Annotated in this window: 16 protein-coding genes and 5 pseudogenes; 7 read left to right on the forward strand and 14 right to left on the reverse strand. The window is 70.6% G+C overall.

The window, feature by feature from the left end; all coding sequences use genetic code 11:
- Positions 1 to 193: pseudogene (locus FPZ47_RS28920) on the forward strand (hypothetical protein); the annotation flags it as partial.
- On the opposite strand, the gene pyrH reads toward FPZ47_RS28920, so the two are convergent.
- Complete coding sequence (gene pyrH / locus FPZ47_RS12485; protein WP_144951892.1) at positions 183 to 932, reverse strand: UMP kinase; 750 nt, start codon at positions 930 to 932, stop codon at positions 183 to 185. The pseudogene FPZ47_RS28920 and the gene pyrH overlap by 11 nt on opposite strands.
- 307 nt (positions 933 to 1,239) lie before the next feature.
- Here pyrH and mbp1 point away from each other — a divergent pair, with 307 nt between their 5' ends.
- A complete protein-coding gene (gene mbp1, locus FPZ47_RS12490; protein ID WP_144951890.1) occupies positions 1,240 to 1,479 on the forward strand; it encodes a microaggregate-binding protein 1 in 240 nt (79 codons plus the stop codon).
- 230 nt (positions 1,480 to 1,709) lie between these two features.
- Entirely contained in the window at positions 1,710 to 2,444 is a 735-nt protein-coding gene (locus tag FPZ47_RS12495) for a winged helix-turn-helix domain-containing protein (RefSeq protein WP_144951898.1), read from the forward strand.
- A 66-nt stretch (positions 2,445 to 2,510) separates the two neighbouring features.
- On the opposite strand, the pseudogene FPZ47_RS30635 reads toward FPZ47_RS12495, so the two are convergent.
- Positions 2,511 to 2,645 (reverse strand): annotated as a pseudogene (locus FPZ47_RS30635) (lysophospholipid acyltransferase family protein); the annotation flags it as partial.
- A gap of 154 nt (positions 2,646 to 2,799) precedes the next feature.
- On the reverse strand, positions 2,800 to 3,294 hold the full coding sequence (locus FPZ47_RS12500) for an MPT63 family protein (protein ID WP_144951896.1): 495 nt from the start codon (positions 3,292 to 3,294) through the stop codon (positions 2,800 to 2,802).
- 270 nt (positions 3,295 to 3,564) lie between these two features.
- Here FPZ47_RS12500 and FPZ47_RS12505 point away from each other — a divergent pair.
- Positions 3,565 to 3,814, forward strand: a pseudogene (locus FPZ47_RS12505) (SDR family oxidoreductase); the annotation flags it as partial.
- 261 nt (positions 3,815 to 4,075) lie between these two features.
- Entirely contained in the window at positions 4,076 to 4,369 is a 294-nt protein-coding gene (locus FPZ47_RS12510) for a hypothetical protein (protein WP_144951888.1), read from the forward strand.
- 47 nt (positions 4,370 to 4,416) lie between these two features.
- Here FPZ47_RS12510 and FPZ47_RS12515 read toward each other — a convergent pair whose 3' ends face one another.
- On the reverse strand, positions 4,417 to 5,370 hold the full coding sequence (locus FPZ47_RS12515) for an esterase family protein (protein WP_144951894.1): 954 nt from the start codon (positions 5,368 to 5,370) through the stop codon (positions 4,417 to 4,419).
- Positions 5,371 to 6,157: 787 nt separating this feature from the next.
- Between FPZ47_RS12515 and FPZ47_RS12520 the strand changes: the two genes are divergently transcribed.
- Positions 6,158 to 6,577, forward strand: coding sequence for a MarR family winged helix-turn-helix transcriptional regulator (locus tag FPZ47_RS12520; RefSeq protein ID WP_144951886.1), 420 nt, complete (start codon positions 6,158 to 6,160; stop codon positions 6,575 to 6,577).
- A 171-nt stretch (positions 6,578 to 6,748) separates the two neighbouring features.
- On the opposite strand, the pseudogene FPZ47_RS12525 reads toward FPZ47_RS12520, so the two are convergent.
- From FPZ47_RS12525 to rpsB, 4 genes and pseudogenes are all read right to left on the reverse strand, one after another.
- Positions 6,749 to 8,040, reverse strand: a pseudogene (locus FPZ47_RS12525) (transposase).
- A 354-nt stretch (positions 8,041 to 8,394) separates the two neighbouring features.
- Positions 8,395 to 9,813 carry an amidase gene (locus tag FPZ47_RS12530; protein WP_144951884.1) on the reverse strand — a complete coding sequence of 473 codons (1,419 nt, stop codon included), beginning with the start codon at positions 9,811 to 9,813 and terminating at the stop codon, positions 8,395 to 8,397.
- Positions 9,814 to 9,822: 9 nt separating this feature from the next.
- The gene (gene tsf, locus FPZ47_RS12535) at positions 9,823 to 10,638 is read right to left on the reverse strand and encodes a translation elongation factor Ts (RefSeq protein WP_144951882.1); all 816 of its coding nucleotides are present in this window, start codon (positions 10,636 to 10,638) and stop codon (positions 9,823 to 9,825) included.
- A 10-nt stretch (positions 10,639 to 10,648) separates the two neighbouring features.
- Entirely contained in the window at positions 10,649 to 11,518 is an 870-nt protein-coding gene (gene rpsB, locus FPZ47_RS12540) for a 30S ribosomal protein S2 (protein WP_144951880.1), read from the reverse strand.
- A gap of 272 nt (positions 11,519 to 11,790) precedes the next feature.
- Here rpsB and FPZ47_RS12545 point away from each other — a divergent pair.
- Positions 11,791 to 12,276: pseudogene (locus FPZ47_RS12545) on the forward strand (M23 family metallopeptidase); the annotation flags it as partial.
- A 37-nt stretch (positions 12,277 to 12,313) separates the two neighbouring features.
- Here FPZ47_RS12545 and FPZ47_RS12550 read toward each other — a convergent pair.
- Genes FPZ47_RS12550 through FPZ47_RS12575 form a run of 6 tightly spaced genes read right to left on the reverse strand, consistent with a single transcriptional unit; the run spans position 12,314 to position 18,478 of the window.
- Positions 12,314 to 13,219, reverse strand: coding sequence for a tyrosine recombinase XerC (locus tag FPZ47_RS12550; protein WP_144951876.1), 906 nt, complete (start codon positions 13,217 to 13,219; stop codon positions 12,314 to 12,316).
- Between the two features lie 33 nt (positions 13,220 to 13,252).
- Complete coding sequence (locus FPZ47_RS12555; protein ID WP_144951874.1) at positions 13,253 to 14,416, reverse strand: lactate 2-monooxygenase; 1,164 nt, start codon at positions 14,414 to 14,416, stop codon at positions 13,253 to 13,255.
- Positions 14,417 to 14,458: 42 nt separating this feature from the next.
- A complete protein-coding gene (locus FPZ47_RS12560) occupies positions 14,459 to 15,382 on the reverse strand; it encodes a siderophore-interacting protein (protein ID WP_144951872.1) in 924 nt (307 codons plus the stop codon).
- A gap of 32 nt (positions 15,383 to 15,414) precedes the next feature.
- Complete coding sequence (dprA, locus tag FPZ47_RS12565; RefSeq protein WP_144951870.1) at positions 15,415 to 16,584, reverse strand: DNA-processing protein DprA; 1,170 nt, start codon at positions 16,582 to 16,584, stop codon at positions 15,415 to 15,417.
- Entirely contained in the window at positions 16,581 to 18,092 is a 1,512-nt protein-coding gene (locus FPZ47_RS12570; protein WP_144951868.1) for a YifB family Mg chelatase-like AAA ATPase, read from the reverse strand. The genes dprA and FPZ47_RS12570 overlap by 4 nt, the downstream gene beginning before the upstream one ends.
- Entirely contained in the window at positions 18,092 to 18,478 is a 387-nt protein-coding gene (locus tag FPZ47_RS12575) for a YraN family protein (RefSeq protein WP_144951866.1), read from the reverse strand. The genes FPZ47_RS12570 and FPZ47_RS12575 overlap by 1 nt, the downstream gene beginning before the upstream one ends.
- Between the last annotated feature and the right edge of the window lie 40 nt (positions 18,479 to 18,518).

An 18,518-nucleotide genomic window follows, 5' to 3' on the forward strand; every position in this document is an offset into this window, starting at 1 on the left:
CGTCGATCATCTGCGCCGCTCCTCCTCATCGCTGCGCTCTGCATCGTCGCCAGCGTCGATCATCTGCGCCGCTCCTCGTCATCGCTGCGCTCTGCATCGTCGCCAGCGTCGATCATCTGCGCCGCTCCTCCTCATCGCTGCGCTCTGCATCGTCGCCAGCGTCGATCATCACGTCGTCCCCTTCAGGTGGTGACCAGCGTTCCGATCTTCTCACCAGCGACCGCGCGGGCGATATTGCCATTGGTCAGCAGGTTGAACACCAGGATCGGCATGCCATTGTCCATGCACAGGCTGAACGCGGTGGTATCGGCCACCCGCAACCCTCGGTCGATCACTTCGCGATGGGTGATCACGGTCAGCATCTCCGCCTCGGGATTCACCCGGGGGTCCTCGGTGAACACGCCGTCCACCGCCTTGGCCATCAGGACGACGTCGGCGCCGATCTCCAGCGCCCGCTGGGCCGCCGTGGTGTCGGTGGAGAAGTACGGCAGGCCCATGCCGGCGCCGAAGATGACCACCCGGCCCTTCTCCAGGTGACGGACGGCCCGCAACGGGAGGTAGGGCTCGGCCACCTGGCCCATGGTGATCGCGGTCTGGACCCTTGTGACGATGCCCTCCTTCTCCAGGAAATCCTGCAGCGCAAGGCTGTTCATGACGGTGCCGAGCATCCCCATGTAGTCCGACCGGGTGCGCTCCATGCCGCGCTGCTGAAGTTGGGCGCCCCGGAAGAAGTTCCCGCCGCCTATCACCACGGCGACCTGGACGCCGGTGCGCACCACCTCGGCGATCTGGCGGGCCACCCGGGCCACCACGTCGGGATCCAGGCCGACCTGGCCGCCGCCGAACATCTCGCCGCCGAGCTTGAGCAACACCCGTGAATATTTGGCTCGACTCGCCGGTGCGCCGTTGACGCCTTCCGTCGGCTCCGTCATCAGACTCCTCGCATGAGAGCGCCATCCCGGGCGAACTCCTCCGGAACGGCCTTCCACATCCTGCCTCATCGCAGCACACCCCGGCGTGGCCGGGGTGGATTACCGGCAAAGGACGCGCGGGCGGGGCCGCGCCGGCCCGCCGCGGATGTTTGGTCGCGCCGCGGCACGGGAATAGGCCAGGGCGCAGCAGGAAACGACCGGCCTTGAGAATTAGGGCCGCTAGCTGCTGTGTTGCCGAATCGTTCACCGAATCGGCAAGGAGCGGAACCGCTCGTTTCCACGTACGCCACTGAGGAGGAGCTGATTCATGGCGGACACCAACAACTCCGGACCCGCGGAAGCCGTGAAGGGCGTCGTCGAGGACGTCAAAGGTAAGGCCAAGGAGGCCGTCGGGGCGGTGACGGGCCAGGACGACCTCACCCGCGAGGGCCAGGCCCAGCAGGACAAGGCCGAGGCACAGCGCAACGCGGCGAAGAAGGAAGCCGAGGCCGAGGCGGCCCGCGGCAGCGCCAGGGCGGCCGAAGAGCGCCAGAAGTCCAACCAGTAGCTTGTCGCGACGATGAGCCCGGCCCGAACCGACGGGCCGGGCTCATCGGTTCGGGCGCCGGGGTTAGTGAGTTCGGGAGCAAACTTTTCCCGGGGACACCCCGACCGGGGACGATTCGGGGTCCGCAAAGGCGGAAGAGTTGGCATAATTCTCCCGGCGAGCGGGTAATCCGCGCCGCGCCGGCAGACATCTCCGCGCGAGGTGCCTCCGTGGCAAACCCGGTTTGGGAGATGTCGTTGGACGTTCTACTGGTCACCGACGAGGACGATTTCGAATCGGCGTTGCCGACGCTGAAGTCGTTTGCACGCCGGCTGCGGCGCGCGCCCCTTGCCGACCACGCCGACGGGCATCCCGGTTCCGCCGACGTCGCGATCATCGACGCGCGCACCGACCCCGCGACGGCCCGAACCGTCTGCCGCCGGCTGACGGCCGCCGCGCCGGCGATCGCGGTGGTGGCCATCGTGGCGCCCGCGGACTTCGCGGGGATCGACATCGACTGGCATTTCGACGACGTGATGCCGCCCGCGGCGGAGGCCGACGAGCTGCAGGCCCGGCTCCGGCTGGCCATCGCGCGCCGCCGCAGCGCACTGGACGGCGCGCTGAAGTTCGGCGACCTGGTGCTGCACCCGGCCAGCTGCACGGGCTCGCTGGCCGGCATGGACCTGCACCTGACGCTCACCGAGTTCAAATTGTTGAGCTTCCTGGTGCAGCACGCCGGCCGCGCATTCACCCGCACCCGGCTGCAGCACGAGGTGTGGGGCTATGACAGCACCGGCCGTGTCCGCACGGTCGACGTCCACGTGCGGCGGCTGCGCGCCAAGCTCGGAGCCGCACACAAATCGATGATCGAGACCGTCCGCGGGGTGGGCTACATGGCGGCGACTCCGCCGCGACCGCAATGGATCGTCGGCGACCCGGCATCCGCGCCGCGGCCGTCGGCCGGCCCGGACGCGGACCGTGGTTGAGCGGGTTCCGTAGGCCACTGTGCCGCAACACCTTTCGCCGACCTCGGCGATCCCCTCAGGCCCCTCAGGCAGTCGCCTCAGGCGAACAGGGGCAGCGCACGCCGGCACTATCCCCCACGGCAGCGACACCGCGAGCGGGAAAGCCTTGAGCCACAACAGGATGTCGAGCCGCAGCGCCTTCGACAGGCCGTCGCCGCAGATCGCCGTGAACGCGTCGCGGGCGGTGCCGTGCAGCGGGCGGTCCTGTCCGAAGCGTCGCCACCGGGGCGGAGCCGCGGAAGCAACGAAATGAACCGCTGACAAACCTCCCCGTGTCGGACGCGACGCGGGGAGGTTTGTCAGCCGGGGTGGGCGGTCAGACGTTGCTCGTCCAGATGAGGACGTCCTGCACCCCGTCGTTGTACACGACGCCGTTCGGCGGCTGTCCGGTCACGTCGAAGTACAACCTCCCGCTCGACTGCTGGCCCTGCAAGATCGGAGCGGGGCTGAGGCCGTTGGGGGTGGGAACATTGTCGATCACCCGGTAGGTCTGGCCGTCGGCCGATCGGGCGTTGAAGTCCGAGACCAACGGGGTCACGGTCCCGCCGTCAGCCGTGGCGGTGATATCTGCCTGGTACAGCTTGCCTTTCGGGGTGTATCCGGGAATGACGGTGTTGGTCGCGTGCAGGTTGTTCACGCTGTACGCGGTGACCAGCGGCCCGTCGACGAGCTTTTCGCTGGTGCCGAATCCCTGGACGGTTGGCGGCGCGGCGGATGCCGTCGCGGCGGTGAAGACGCTTGCCGCTGCGATCGCACCGGCAGCAACTGCAGTTTTTGCAGCGGTAGTTGCAGCGGAAGTGGTGAACTTCATGTTCAATTCCTTTCGTGTCGAACAGTCGCGCTGAGGCGACAACCGCACATTGGTCTTGTACGGGGTCTTGTTAGGGGTCTTGCAAGGTTCCATAGCCTCTCGGCCGATATTTCAAACTCGCCGCTACCGCGCATGCGTCGCGGTGGCCCGCCCGACCTGGACTGACAGCCCGAAACTGCTTTGCGCGGCAACACAACTGCGCCACTTCCGCAACACGCATACCACAACCACCGGCGCCGCGGCCGGCCCCGTCGGCCGGCGCACACGCCGTCGATCATCGGCAGCTCCTCGGTGTACTCCGAGAACTCCAACCCGAACCTGGCGCCGTACGCGGCGACCGGGGCCGCGATCGCCAACTTCGCGGCCAGCCTCGTACAGCTGCCGGGCGACACGGGGATTCGGGTCAACAGCTGCGGCGCCGGGACCGAGACGGACCCCGCTCATCCCCTCGATCATGGCCGCGGAGAGCGTGGAGTCGTTCGGGCAGAACCTGCCACTGGGACGTGCCGGGCAGCCGGCTTGCGGGGTGTGAGTCCGGTCACGGCAGCGTAATTCGGGCCGGGCGGCCGGATTCGTCGGGTAGGGTCGGCCCCAGGCTGAAATGAAATGACCGGCGCCATCGACGGCGAATAACCGGCTCAGCCGCATTCCGCACCGGGTGCTGGAGCAGACGCCACCCGTACGTCCAGGTGATTCCCCGTCTCAGAGTGGGTCAATTCGCAGGCGAACGGCACACCGGCCGCCGACCGGCGACGAACCGATACCGACCGAGGAGCTTCCTATGATGATCGAGCGCTACACCTACCGCGTCGTGTGGTCTCCCACGTACCGGAAGTATTTTGCGCGCTGCCTGGAAATCCCGACGTTGACCTCGTTGGGCACCACCCAGCAGGACGCGCTCGACCAGGTCAGCCGACTGGCCGCCGACTTCGTCGACGCCGAGGAAGACGCGAAGGAAACTGTTGCACAGCAACATGTCTCGGGCGGCAATCGCGACACATGGCGGCGCACAGGGCCGTCGTCGAACCTTCGGTACAGTCAGCGCGTCGTCCCCCGGTGGCACACGCGCTGCTGATCTCCTCCGCGGTAGTCGCCCGCGACGGGGATCGGTCCCGGAAACGGTTATCCGGACGCCCCGCCGGCACCGAGCGTGTGCTGCATGTCCGGCTTCATGGCCGACAACTGGGCGCCCCAGTATCCCCAACTGTGCACGCCGTTCTGGTCGATGTTGAACGTCGCGTTGTGGCCGCCCGCACCGAGGTAGGCATTCTTGAAGGCCACGTTGCTGTCCATCACCACCTGCTCGATGACGGTGCCCGGGATGCTCCCCTCGCCGATGTCCGAGGCCGTCCCGTTACCGCTGTAGACCCACAGCCGCGTGTTGTTGGCGACCAACCTGCCGACCTGGACGGTGGGATCGTTACGCTGCCAACCGGGTCCGCCATCCGGTCCCCACATGTCCTGGGGGTTGAATCCGCCCTCGTTGCCCATTGCCATCCCGATGTACATCGGCCCCGAACCGCTCGAGGGTGTCAGGTAGGCCGACAGCGAGCCGGCATAGGTGAACTGCCGGGGGTGGTAGGCCGCCAGGATCAGGGCCGAGGAGCCCGACATGGAGATCCCGACGACGGCATTACCGGTTCTGCGGACGCCCCTGCTCGCCAGGTAGCCGGGCAACTCGCTGGTCAGGAAGGTCTCCCACTTGTAGGTCTGGGGAGGGCCGTCGCTGTTGTTGGCCGGCCCGTACCAGTCGGTGTAGAAGCTGGACCGCCCGCCGACCGGCATGACCACCGAGATGCCCGAGCCGGCGTAGTCGCCGAAAGCGTTGGTGTTGATGTCCCAACCGCTGCGGTCGTCCTGGGCGCGCAACCCGTCCAGCAGGTACACCGCCGGCGCGCCGCCCTGCTGGAACTCGATCGTGATGTCGTGCCCCATCGAGGGCGACGGCACTTTCAGGAATTCCGGCGCCGCCGCGCGCGCCGGCGCCGCAACCCCGCTCACCCCGGCCAGTCCCGGTATCGCCGCCGCCGCAATCCCGGCGACCGTCAGTCGAAGCATCCAGCGAATCCTGCTCATCGTTGTCTCCATCCTCGTTGTCGTCGGCTCCGCTCCTGCTTCGCCGCCATCAGCCGCGCCAGGCGAGATCTGCTTCGGCGAGCGAAGCCCGTCCTCGTCGAGCGCGATCGCCTCCACCTGTGGTGCCGAGAAGGCCCCGTCGATCGACACATGCACCATCGAATGCACGCCGTAGCGGCGAACCTCGCGGGCAAGCCAGGCCGGTGCATGTGCAGATCGACTTCGGACCGGCGCGGTTCGGGATGGGCCGGCCGGCCCCGCCGGCCGGCGAGCAGGGCGTCGCAGCGGGCACCGAGCAGGTCCGGCTCCCCGCGCCGATCCGCAGTCTTTGCCCCGGTTCGCAGAATTCCGGCCACTTCACTTCGTCGTCTCTCCAGTGGGTCTATCGGGCATCGGCGGGTGCGCGATGCGCTGCTCGGTTGCCCGCGCGGCCCACCGCCCGGTGGCCCAGCCGCGTCGGCGCTCGAAATGCTCGAAATGCGGGAATCGCTGGACATGCTTGAGGCAGGACCATTTCGAGGGCAGGGTCGAGACAACCCGGCCGGGTGGGCGACGTCGCACGTGCGCAGCCGTTCGGCGAGACCGGCGACCACGGGGTTGCGCGGCACCCACCGCCGGCTGCGGCGAACACCATGCAGCCGGGGCTTCCCCGCGCGGCGACGCACGGGCCGTCGGGTCGTCACGGTCCCGGAACAGCCTCGCCGTCATGCACGTCCTCTACCCGCAATCGGGGCGCGGAAACGCGTGTCGTCGGCTTCGCCGGAAAGAATATGTCAATATCGTTGACATGGTTCAGGCGCAAGACGCTCCGCTGGGTTATCTGCTCTACCGGGTCGGTGCCGTCCTGCGCCCGGAGGTTTCGGCGGCCTTGGGCCCGCTGGGGCTGACGCTGCCCGAATTCGTTTGCCTGCGTCTCCTGTCGACGTCGCCCGGGTTGTCCAGCGCCGAGTTGTCCCGGCACACCAACGTCACGCCGCAGGCGATGAACTCCGTGCTGCGCAAACTGGAAAGCGTCGGCGCGGCAACACGCCCGGCTTCGGTCTCGTCGGGGCGCGCGCTGCCGGCCACGCTGACCGGCCAGGGCCGCATGCTGCTCAAGCGCGCCGAGGCCGCGGTGCGCGCCGCCGACGCCCGCATCCTGTCGAAGCTGACCGAGGCTCAGCGGCGCGAGTTCAAACGGATGCTCGAGAAACTCGGGTCGGACTAGCGTCGATTTTTCGCGACGGTGGGGTTTGGTGGCGCGATACCGCGAAAGTCGCTGAGCGCCATCTGTTTTGGGCCTGAGGACGTGTTTGGCTGTCCCGTGTCGCCGGGGTGGACGGGCTTTCCGAGGGGGCCGAGGGTCTTTCGTGGTTGTCGGGGCTGGTGTGCTCAAGAGTCAGGGAAAGGCGGCTCGGACTCGGTGCCAGGCGGTGGCGATGGCGTGCGCCCAGCGCCAGGTCGCGTCGATGCGTAGCCGTGTTTGGCGGGCCGCGCGGGTGATGCGGGCCGCGACGTGGAGCACGCGGTAGCGGAATGCGGCGATCTCGCAGCGAGCCAACTGCGGGGTTTCGGTGAATCCGATGAGTTTGGCCCAGGCCACCAGATCGGCTGCTGCCAGGGCGATTTCGAGCCAGGCGGCGTTGGCGTCGAAGCTGTGGCAGGGCAGGTTGCCCAGCCCGGCGGCTTCGGCTTGCCGGATGCGGTCTTCGACGCGGGCGCGTTGGCGATGCCGCAGTTCCAGGCCGGCCAGGTGTCCAGGGCGACCAGGTCGGTGGCCTCGGCCACCCACGCCCCGTCCCGGATCCCGCCAGCGGTGTCGATCGCCGGGTACCAGCCATCACCGTGGGTTGAGGGTGTCCACGGCGTCTTGGACTCGGGCGTCGACGGGAAACTCCGAAGGAGAACCCGACCCCACGCTCGCGGCAGGCGGTGGCGAAGGCATGGGTGGCTCCGGCCGAGTCTGAACGCACCACGACGGTGGGCGCGGTGGGATCGTTTCGGTCCGGACGCCAACCGGCCGGCAGCGAGGCTAACGATTGCTCCACCACCGTGATGTGGTCGGCCGCGGTGTTGGACCCGGCGTTGCCGTTGCGTAGCAGCCCGGCCAACGGTTCGCCTCCGGCAATCTCCGGACGATCCAGAAACGCCGGCAACGGATGATGACCGAAGGACTTCTTCCAGGTCGGCGCCGCGTCGGCCTTGTTGTCGGAATGGTCGATGACCCGGGTGGCGTCGATATCGATGTACCGCGGCGCCCCCGCCGGTGGCGCGGCCCCAGCCGCCCAGGCTGCGGCTCCGGCCGCCGCGCGGGCGGCGCGCACCTTCGGCAGGTGGACGGCATCGATGCGCTCATCGACCAGCCGCCACATCGTCGTTGTCGAGGCTTTGGCGTCGAGGCTTTGGCGTCGAGGCTTTGGCCCCGAACACGTGCTCGCGATCCCCACACAGCTGCCCGACCCCGTCCACACAGTCCGCGCCGTCGGCCACCGCCGCGGCCAGATCGGCAAACACCGCCCCCGGGGCGTGCACCCACGGCCCCTTGTAGGTATCGGCCAAAACCGCCGTGACCTGGGCGGACAACCCCCTACGATCGGCCAGCTCCCGCACCAAGCCCATCCCGGCGCGCGACACCACCTCGCGACCGTCCGCCGATACTTTCACCCGCCGCGCCACCGCGATACTCTTCACTTGCGAAGTGCCTTCCGCTCGACATATGGAACCCTAGAGAAGTCCCATAATGTGTTGCAGGACAGGCACTTTGGCCTATCGACACCCAGACACGACGCCACCCCGCGAAAAATCCAGGCCAGCCAGAGACGCTCGCTTCCGGGCCTGGCGCACACGGCGAAAGCGGCTGGGGGACGCGCAGCGGGCTGCGGCACGGCGCTCGCATACTGAGCCGGGTTGCGCCGAATCGGCCAAGCGCATCGGCTCGCAGAGCCCCATCGTCGAGGAGTTGGGTGCAAACCGGGGCGCGCAAGGTCACCGGGCCACGGCAAAACGTGCCCGACGACGAACCGGATGCGGCGAAATCGGTTGCGCCTAGGCCGATGTTCCGCCGGACTGGATGCGCGCCCAGGGCCGGGCCTCTTCGATCTCGTAGGCCAGCTCCAGCAGCAGCGCTTCCTGCCCCGTGTCCGCCGACAGCATCATGCCCACGGGCATACCGTCGGCCGACTGGGCCAACGGCAGGGAGATCGCCGGTTCGCCGGTGACGTTCTGCACCGGGGTGAACGCCACCCAGTCGATCAGGCGGTCGATGAGCTGGTGGTAGTCGGTGGGAGCCAGGTGACCGATGCGGGGAGTGTGATCGGCCAGGGTCGGTGTGAGCACCGCGTCGTAGGTGCCGAAGAATTCCGCGGTGCGTCTCCGCAGCCTGCGCAGGCGCGCGATGGCCAGCGGAAGGCGGTGCAGGTTGCGGCGGCTGTGTCGCTCCAGGCCCAGCGTCAGGCTGTCGAGGCGGTCGCGGTCGAACGTCCTGCCGAACATCCGCCGCCCGGTACGTACCTGCGCCAACGCCAGCGAGCCCCAGTACAGCACGAAATCGTCGACGAAACTGGCCGGCACGGGCGGCTCGTCGAGGTGTTCGACGCGGTGGCCCAGCCCCTCGAGGAGCCCGGCCGCCTTCAGCGTCAGCTCCCGCATCTCGGGACTGCACTCCCGGCGTACCGAACGGGTCAGCACGGCGATCCGCAGCCGCTGGCGACCGGGGCCGGTGACATCGCCGACCGGCGCCAGCTTGTGATTGCGCCAGGTGCGCTCCGCCTCCCGGTAGAAGGCCGCGGTGTCACGCACCGAGCGGGTCACCACCCCGTTGGTGACGATGCCCACCGGCAGCCGCCGCAGCGTCGGGTCCAGCGGCAGCCGTCCCCGCGACGGCTTGAGCCCCACAATCCCGTTGCAGGCGGCCGGAATTCGGATCGAACCGCCGCCGTCGTTGGCGTGCGCGATCGGCACCACACCGGCGGCGACGAACGCACTCGATCCCGACGACGACGCGCCGGCGCTGTAGTCGGTGTCCCACGGGTTGCGGACCGGCCCCAGCCGGGGGTGTTCGGCCGAGGCGCTGAAGCCGAACTCCGACAACTGCGTCTTGCCCACCGCTGTCAGCCCGGTGGCCAGGTACAGGTCGGTGAACTCGCTGTTGCCGACGGCGTTCCAGGGCGTCCACGCGTCGGTGCCGTGCATCGTCGGCTGCCCGGCGACGTCGACGTTGTCCTTGATGAACGTCGGAACCCCGCCGAAAAAACCGTCGCCCACCGCGTCTGCGGCGGCCGCCCGGGCCTGCTGGAACGTCGCGTACGCCAGGCCGTTGAGCACCGGGTCGACGGCCTCGGTGCGGGCGATGGCCGCCTCGATCACCTCGGCCCGGCCGACCCGGCCCGCACGCAGGGCGTCGGCCAGGCCGACCGCGTCGAGTTCGCCGAGGGCGTCGTCACCGAAGGCGTGGACGCGGCGCATGTACGCAGCCTAGGCCTGGCCCACCTCGAAGCGGACGAATCGCGTCACCGTCACGCCGGCCTCGTCGAGCAGGGCCTTCACGGTCTTCTTGTTGTCGGACACCGACGGCTGCTCGAGCAGCACCGCGTCCTTGAAGAAGCCGTTCAGCCGGCCCTCGACGATCTTGGGCAGCGCCTGCTCCGGCTTGCCCTCCGCCTTGGCGGTCTCCTCGGCGATGCGGCGCTCGCTGGCCACGACGTCCTCGGGCACGTCGTCGCGCGACAGGTAGCGCGCCTTGAGCGCGGCGATCTGCAGCGCGACGGCATGCGCCGCGTCCTGGTTCTCACCGGTGAACTCGACCAGCACACCGACCGCGGGCGGCAGATCGGCGGCCCGCTTGTGCAGGTAGGTCTCGACGTTGCCGCCGAAGAACTGCACGCGGCGCAGTTCGAGCTTCTCGCCGATCTTGGCCGACAGGTCGGCGATGGCCTGCTCGACGGTCGTCGCACCGATCTTGGCGGCCTTGAGCGCCTCGACGTCGGTGGCCTGGGCGGCCAGCGCGGCGTCGACGACCTGGTCGGCCAGCGCCTGGAACTCGGCGTTCTTGGCGACGAAGTCGGTTTCCGAGTTCAGCTCGACGAGCGCGCCGCCCTTGGCCGCGACCAGGCCTTCGGCCGTGGCCCGCTCGGCACGCTTGCCGACATCCTTGGCGCCCTTGATGCGCAGCGCCTCGACGGCCTTGTCGAAGTCGCCGTCGCTTTCGGCCAGCGCGTTCTTGCAGTCCAGCATCCCGGCGCCGGTGAGTTCCCGAAGCCGCTTGACGTCGGCAGCGGTGAAGTTCGCCATATTGGCCTTCCTATGAGGAGTCAGTGGTTGGTTCGGTTGCGCCCGCGGCGGCTTCGTTGCCGAAAGCGGTGGCGGCATCGGCACCAGCGGTTGCCGTGGCTGTCGCCGTTGCGGAGGCCAGCAGCTCCTGCTCCCATTCGGCGAGCGGCTCGGCGGCCTCGACCTCGGGCTTGCCGTCGCCGCGGCCCACGCCGGCGCGGGCCTGCAGGCCCTCGGCGACCGCGGAGGCGATCACCTTGGTCAGCAGCGCGGCCGAGCGGATCGCGTCGTCGTTGCCCGGGATCGGGTAGTCGACCTCGTCGGGGTCGCAGTTGGTGTCCAGGATGGCGATCACCGGGATGCCCAGCTTGCGGGCCTCGCCGACGGCGATGTGCTCCTTGTTGGTGTCGACGACCCAGATCGCCGAGGGCACCTTGGCCATGTCGCGGATACCGCCGAGGCTGCGCTCGAGCTTGTTCTTCTCGCGGGTCAGCATCAGGATTTCCTTCTTGGTGCGGCCCTCGAAGCCCCCGGTCTGCTCCATCGCCTCGAGCTCCTTGAGTCGCTGCAGCCGCTTGTGCACGGTGGAGAAGTTGGTCAGCATGCCGCCCAGCCACCGCTGATTCACATAGGGCATGCCGACGCGGATGGCCTCGGCCGCGACGGATTCCTGTGCCTGCTTCTTGGTGCCGACGAACAGCACCGTGCCGCCGTGGGCAACGGTCTCCTTGACGAACTCGTAGGCCTTGTCGATGAAGGTCAGCGTCTGCTGCAGGTCGATGATGTAGATGCCGTTGCGGTCGGTGAAGATGAACCGCTTCATCTTGGGGTTCCAGCGACGGGTCTGATGCCCGAAGTGGGTGCCGCTGTCCAGCAGCTGCTTCATGGTGACTACGGCCATGGATGTGCCTTACGTGTGTCGGTTGCCGCCCGGCATCGGGTGATGCCGGGCCCTGGCGTCTGCTGCGTGCCGGACCCGCCCGGGAAAACCCGGTCGGGACCGCCCGGCATGCGGTGCGATCTCCTGGTGCAACGGGAGTCGCGCTGCAGACGCGCGAAGTCAGCCCGCAAGCGAGCTGCGACCTGGAGTTTACACCGACTCGGGGGGTGGTTTTTCCACAGCACCGGCCGCCCTGAGTGGTGGCGGCGCCGGGGCGGCGATGAACTGAGCCGATGCGACGGGTTTGGCGGCTGATGCTGTGCCTGACCTGGGTCGGTGCGGCGCCGGCGGTGGCCGACGACGTTCGGCTGGACTGGCCGTTGCGGCCGGCCCCGGCCGTCACCCGCGGATTCGACGCCCCGTCCCCGGACTGGCGGCCCGGGCATCGGGGCGTCGATCTGGCCGGCAAACCCGGCCAGCCGGTGTACGCCGCGGGCGCCGCGACCGTGGTGTTCGCCGGGTCGCTGGCCGGGCGGCCGGTCGTGTCGCTGGCCCATCCCGGCGGATTGCGGACCAGCTACGAGCCCGTCCGGGCGGCGGTGCGCGCCGGTCAGGCGGTGACGGCCGCCACGGTGATCGGCTCGTTGGCGACCGGTCACACCGGCTGCCGGGCCGCGGCGTGCCTGCACTGGGGTGCGATGTGGGGACCGGCGTCGGGCGCCCGCTACGTCGACCCGCTGGGCCTGTTGAGGTCCACGCCGGTGCGGCTCAAGCCGCTGGGCGGGTGAGCCGCTCTGGCGAGCAGACGCGGTGAAGCTAGGCCCGCGGATGGGCCTGGTCGTGCACCGCCCGCAGCCGCGACACCGCGACGTGGGTGTAGAGCTGGGTGGTCGCCAGGCTGGAATGCCCGAGCAGTTCCTGCACCACCCGCAGGTCGGCTCCCCCTTCGAGCAGATGCGTGGCCGCGCTGTGCCGCAGCCCGTGCGGGCCCATGTCGGGTGCGCCGTCGACCGCGGCGACGGTCTGGTGCACGACGGTGCGGGCCTGGCGCACGTCGAGCCGCCGGCCGCGGGCGCCCAGCAGCAGCGCCGGACCCGACTCGGCGGTCGCCAGGGCGGGGCGCCCGCCCGCCAGCCACGCGCCGAGCGCGTCGGCCGCCGGCAGCCCGAACGGCACGGTGCGCTGCTTGTTGCCCTTGCCCAGGACACGCACCAGCCGGTGCCGGGTGTCCACGTCGTCGATGTCCAGGCCGCACAGCTCGCTCACCCGGATCCCGGTCGCATACAGCAACTCGACGATCAGCCGGTCCCGCAACGCCAGCGGGTCGCCTTGCTGCGCGCCGGATTTCGCGGCGGCCATGGCATCGGCTGCCTGATCCTGGCGCAGCACCGCCGGCAGCGCCCGGTGCGCCTTGGGTACCTGCAGCCGGGCGGCCGGATCCCCGTCGAGCAGGCCGCGCCGCGCCGCCCAGGCGCTGAACGCCTTGACCGCCGAGGTGCGACGGGCCAGTGTCGTGCGGGCCGCACCCGCGCCGGCCGCCGCTGCCAGCCACGACCGCAGCACCGGCAGGCTCAGCCCGTCCAGGCCGACCCCGCGCCCGTCGCAGAACGCCAGCAGCGAGCGCAGGTCACCCAGATAGGCGCGGCGGGTGTGCGCCGACCGGCCGCACTGCAGCGCCAGGTACTCGTCGAACTCCTCGAGGATGGGTTCGCTATCCGGCACTGTTCCACGCTCGCAGACAGGACGCGGCCGCGCTCAGTCGACGCGCCGCAGCGTGTCCGGCGTGAGATCTTTCAGTGCCGGATATCCGTCCACGGCCATGATCAGGTCGGCCTCGGCCAACATCATGCGCAGCACGTGCACGATCCCGTCGGCACCGCCGAGCGCCAGGCCGTAGGCGTAGGGCCGGCCGACGCCCACCGCCGTCGCGCCCAGGGCGAGCGCCTTGACGACGTCGGCGCCGCTGCGGACCCCCGAGTCGAACAACACCGGCAGCCCGTCGGCCGCCTCGACGACCTCGCGCAGGGAGTCCAGTGCGGGCAGGCCGCCGTTGGCCTGGCGTCCGCCGTGGTTGGAGCAGTAGATGCCGTCGACGCCACCGTCCCTGGCGCGGCGGGCGTCGTCGGGATGGCAGATGCCCTTCAGGAGCAGCGGAAGGTCGGTCAACGAGCGCAGCCAGGCGAGGTCGTCCCAGGTCAACGCGTTCGCGAACAGCTGAATCCAGCGCAGCACCGCGCCCTGGGGGTCCTCCTCCGGAGGGCGCGGGAGGCCGGCCCGGAAGACGGGGTCGCTGGTGTAGTTGGCCAGGCAATGGCCGCGCAGCTGCGGGAAGTTCGAGGTGCTCAGGTCGCGCGGGCGCCAGCCGGTGACCCAGGTGTCGAGGGTGACGACGATGCCCTTGAAGCCGGCGGCCTCGGCGCGCCGCACCAGGCTGGCGGCCAGCTCCCGGTCGGTCGGCGTGTACAGCTGGAAGAACCCGGGGGTGTCGCCGAGGGCGGCGGCGACGTCTTCCATCGGGTCGACCGACAGCGTGGAGGCCACCATGGGCACGCCGGTGCGCGCGGCCGCGCGGGCGGTGGCCAGGTCGCCGTGCCCGTCCTGGGCACACAGGCCGATGACGCCGATCGGCGCCATGAAGACCGGGGTCGGCAGCGTCATCCCGAACAACTCGACGGTCAGGTCGCGCTCCCTGGCGCCGACGAACATGCGCGGGACCAGACCCCACCGGTCGAACGCCTCGCAGTTGGCCCGCTGCGTGCGTTCGTTGCCCGCTCCCCCGGCGACGTAGGACCACACCGACGGCGGCAGCGCCGTCGCGGCCTTGGCCTCGAGCTCGGCGAAGGCCATCGGCAGGGACGGCACAACCCCGGCCAGGCCCTGTAGGTAGATCTCGTTCTGGTAGTCCCCGAAATGTGGCATGCGATGAGAATGCCAGCCGGCGCGGGAGTTGAGCGTCCGGTCCTACCGAACCGCCGCCCGGGCCTCCGCTTCCTTCTGGGCCAGCTCCTTCTGGGCCAGCTCCTTCTGGGCCAGCTCCTTCTGGGCCAGCTCCTTCTGGGCCAGCTCCTTCTTCCACTGCCGGAAGCTCTCCTCGGTGCGGCCGCGCCGCCAGTAGCCCGAGATCGACGACCCCCAGCGCGCGTCCACACCGCGCTCGTTGCGGATGTAGGGCCGCAGGTTGTGCATGACGGCCTGCGCCTCGCCGTGGATGAACACGTGAACCTGCCCCGGTAGCCACGGGGTGGTGGTGACCGCCTCGATCAGCGGCGCATGGTCGCCGGCGCGGTCTTCGGGCACCAGATCGGCGCGACCGCCGCGGTAGACCCAGTGCACCTCGACGGAGTCCGGTGCGGTCAACGGGATCTCGTCCTCGGGATTGGCCACCTCGATGAACGCCTTGCCGACCGCGTCGGCGGGCAGCGCTTCCAGCGCGGCGGCGATGGCCGGCAGCGCGGACTCGTCTCCGGCCAGCAGATGCCAGTCGGCGGCCGGGTCGGGGGTGTAGGCGCCACCGGGGCCCATCAGGTACACCGGCTGGCCCGGCTGGGCCGCGGCCGCCCAGGGGCCGGCCACCCCGTGCTCGCCGTGCACGACGATGTCGACCGCGATCTGACGGTTCGCCGCGTCGACGCGGCGCACCGTCATGGTCCGCACCGCGGGTTTGCGCTCGGGGGGCAGGTCGGCGAAGCTGTCCAGCGTCAACGGCCGAGGCAGCGCGGCCAAGTCGACGTCGTCCGCGACGAAGACCATCTTGACGTAGGTGTCGGTGAACCTGTTGGGCACGAAGGTGCCGAACTCGTCGCTGCCCAGCAGCACCCGAATCAGGTGTGGTGCCAGCTGTTGCCTACCGACGACTTCAAAGGGTTGCAGAGGTCGACCCGCCACGTGTCCTCCCGTCCAGAACCGGCCTGTGACGACTATACGAGCCGGGGCGTCCGCCCAGCTCCGGCGGCGTTCGAGCGGACCACTTTCCAGCGCCCCTCGGCGCGCTGCACCAGCCCGGCCACCTCGAGGATCGCCAGCGGCCCCAGCACCTGCTCGGCCGCCAGCCCCGACGCCACCGCGATCTCCTCGAGAGTGGCGGCGCCGCGCCCCGGCAGTGCCTCGTACACCTGACGCTGCGCCTGGCTGAGCCCGTCGAGTGCCGTCGCCGGTCGCGGCTGCTCGGGTGCCAACTCGCCGATGCGGCCGACGAGCTCGACGATGTCGTCGGGCCGGGTGACCAGCTGCGCGCCGTGGCGCAGCAGCACGTGACAACCCGCCGACGCCGACGAGGTCACGGGCCCGGGCACCGCGGCCACGACCCGGCCCAGGGCCCGCGCCCAGGCGGCCGTGTTCGCCGCCCCGCTGCGCAGCCCCGCCTCGACCACCACGACCGCACCCGTGACCGCGGCGACCAGGCGGTTGCGGGTCAGGAACCGGTACCGGGCGGGCCGGACCCCGGGCGGGTACTCGCTGAACAACAGACCGTGCCGGCCGATGCGGTGCAGCAGCGCCGAATGGCCGGCCGGGTAGGGGACGTCCAGGCCGCCGGCCAGGACGGCCACCGTGATCCCGTCGCCGTTGAGCGCCGCGCGGTGCGCCGCGCCGTCGATGCCGTAGGCGCCGCCGGAGACCACCGCGACCTCACGTTCGGTCAGGCCCGCGGCCAGGTCGGCCGTCACCTGCTCGCCGTACGCGGTCGAGGCCCGGGTCCCGACCACGGCGGCGGCACGTTCGCTCACCTCGTCGAGGCGTGCCGGGCCCTGTGCCCACAGCACCATCGGCGGGCTCGCGCCCGGCCGCGCCCCGGGTCGGGCGCCGAATGCCGCGAAGGCCAGCAGCGGCCACTCGTCGGTGCCGGGCGTGACCAGTCGCCCACCCCGGGCGGCGAGCAGCTCGAGATCGGCCGCGGCCCGGTCGATTTCCCGGCGCGCCGCGGTGTGCCGCGCCAGGTCCTCGCCGACCAGCCCGCGCCGGACCCGGTCGGCGGCTTCCACCGGGCCGACGGAGTGCACCAGGGCGGCCAGTTGCGGGCAGGGCGGCTCGGCCACCCGTGACAGGTAGGCCCAGGCCAGGGCCGTGGGCTCGTCGACCGGTGTGGTCATCGCCGCGCCCCCATCTGCCGGAAGCTGAGCGCGGCGGCGACTTCGTCGAGCCCGGGCAGGTCCCGGCCGGCCAGGTCGGCCAGGCTCCATGCGACCCGCAGTGTGCGGTCCACACCGCGGATGCTGAGCAACCCGCGGTCCAGGGCGCTGCGCAGCGGCTCCATGGCGGCGTTGCCGAGGCGGAACCTGCGCCGCAGTAGCGGCCCGCTGACCTCGGCGTTGGTGCGGAACCCGTGGGGCCGCCACCGCGCGGCGGCCGCCTCACGGGCCAGCGCCACCCGCCGGCGGACCCGGTCGGTGGATTCTCCGTCGGCGACCGAGAACGCTCCCGCCCGTACCGGGTTCATCTGCACCCGCAGGTCCACCCGGTCCAGCAGCGGGCCGGACAGCTTTCCCAGGTAGCGCCGCTTGGTCGCCGCCGCGCAGATGCAGTCCTGCGGATCAGCCGGCGCGCACGGGCACGGGTTGGCGGCCAGCACCAGCTGGAAGCGGGCCGGGTAGCAGGCCACCCCGTCGCGGCGGGCCAGCCGGATCTGCCCATCCTCCAACGGGGTCCGCAGCGACTCCAGCGCGGCCACGCTGACCTCGGCGCATTCGTCGAGGAACAGCACCCCGCGATGGGCGCGGCTGACGGCGCCCGGGCGGGCCATCCCCGAGCCGCCGCCGACCAGCGCCGCGACGCTGGAGCTGTGATGCGGCGCCACGAAGGGTGGCCTGCTGATCAGGGGCGTGTCCGACGACAGCAGGCCGGCCACCGAGTGGATCGCGGTGACCTCCAGCGACTCGTTGTCCGACAGCGGCGGCAGCAACCCCGGAAGACGTTGCGCCAGCATCGTTTTCCCGACCCCCGGCGGCCCGGTCAGCATCAGATGATGCGCGCCGGCGGCCGCGACCTCCACCGCGAACCGCGCCTGCGCCTGGCCCACCACGTCGGCGAGGTCGGCCGACGGCGCCGAATCCGTGCTGGCCGTCCCGACCCGTTCGCTCAGGCGGGCGGACCCGGACAGCCAACTCTGCAGCTGCCCCAGGGTGCGCACGCCCCAGACGTCGATGCCGTCGACCAGGCTGGCCTCGGCCAGGTTGTCCACCGGGACCACGACCACCGGCCAGCCCTCGCGCTTGGCGGCGAGCACCGCCGGCAGCACCCCGCGCACCGGCCGGACCCGCCCGTCCAGCGACAGCTCGCCCAGCAGGACCGTCTTTTCCAGGAGCTCCCACGGGGTTTTCCGCTGCGCCGAGAGCACCGCGGCCGCCAGGGCGATGTCGTAGACCGAGCCCATCTTGGGCAGCGTCGCCGGCGACAGCGCGAGCGTGAGGCGGGCCATGGGCCAGCTGTTGCCGCAGTTGGTGACCGCCGCCCGCACCCGGTCGCGGGACTCCTGCAGCGCGGCGTCGGGCAGCCCCACCAGGTGCACGCCCGGCAGGCCGGAGGTGATGTCGGCCTCGATCTCCACGATCTCCCCGTCCAGCCCGCGCACGGCGACCGCGAACGCCCGTCCCAGCGACATCAGCCGATCCCCCGCAGGTGGGTGATCTCGGGGGTGCGGCCTGAATTCCCAGGCCGGGCCCGTACACCGATCACGTCGATGCGCACGGCGGCCCAGCGCGCGTCCTGCCCGGCCAGCCACAGCCCGGCGAGCCGGCGCAGCCGCCCGACTTTGCGCGGGGTGACCGCGTACGGCAGCCCGCCGTAGCCGTCGCCGGTGCGCGTTTTCACCTCGACGAACACCACCGTACGGGTAGCCTCGTCGGCGGCGATCACGTCGAGTTCGCCGTAGCGGCACCGCCAGTTGCGGTCCACGATCCGAAATCCCAACCGGGTCAGGTGGTCCACGGCGAGCGCCTCGCCCATCGCGCCCAGCTCGATCCGGGTCATCGTCTTGTCCGTCGTCACACCGGCCACCCTGCGCGGCCGTCCCGACAGGATGTGTGGC

The sequence above is a fragment of the Mycobacterium helveticum genome (assembly GCF_007714205.1).
Taxonomy (GTDB): domain Bacteria; phylum Actinomycetota; class Actinomycetes; order Mycobacteriales; family Mycobacteriaceae; genus Mycobacterium; species Mycobacterium helveticum.